Below are 527 nucleotides of genomic sequence, written 5' to 3'. Positions count from 1 at the left end.
AAGGCCAGCGCAGATAGCTGAGCAGATACCCGGATTGACAGCAAAACAAGCTGAAAGCGTTATAGAAACTATGACCGGGAGTAAGAATAAGAGCCGTGCCAAGCTTGCCCAGAAGCTCACAGGCAACCCCGAGGCTACATCGGCTGATTACAGGAGAATGCAGAGCGCTAAGCGTGCCCAAGAGCTCACAGACAACCCCAACGCCACGTCAGCTGATTACCAAAGAGTGATGGACGCTAAGCGTGCCCAAGATCTCACAGGCAATTCCGATGCCATGGCAGCTGATTACCAGAGAATGCAGAAAGCTAAGCGGGCCCAAGAACTCACAGGCAACCCCCATGCTGCGGCAGCGGATTACGAGAGAATACGCAGAAAGGCGCGAAGGGAAGGCCTAACTTATGAGCAGGTCGTAGAAGCAGAAAGGCAAAATCCCACGGCATAATTTTGCTTGTTTTTTCTAGATCTTAGCAAGGGAGTCTTTTCAGCCTATTAAGGCATCACCCAGTAGTGCTTGTACCTCCATTCAC

1 protein-coding gene is annotated in these 527 nt (G+C 51.2%); it reads left to right on the top strand.

Going from position 1 to position 527, the window contains the following annotated elements; translation table 11 throughout:
• Positions 1-442 (top strand): hypothetical protein (locus IEX86_RS24885; protein WP_229685513.1); only part of this gene is annotated, 442 nt, incomplete at its 5' end.
• Positions 443-527: the final 85 nt, after the last annotated feature.

Origin of the sequence: Pseudomonas asuensis, from assembly GCF_014646755.1 — a bacterium.
In the GTDB taxonomy this organism is placed as follows: Bacteria; Pseudomonadota; Gammaproteobacteria; order Pseudomonadales; family Pseudomonadaceae; genus Chryseomonas; species Chryseomonas asuensis.
The sequence above is the reverse complement of the archived record's forward strand: the minus strand, read 5'-3'. Positions and strand labels throughout refer to the sequence as shown.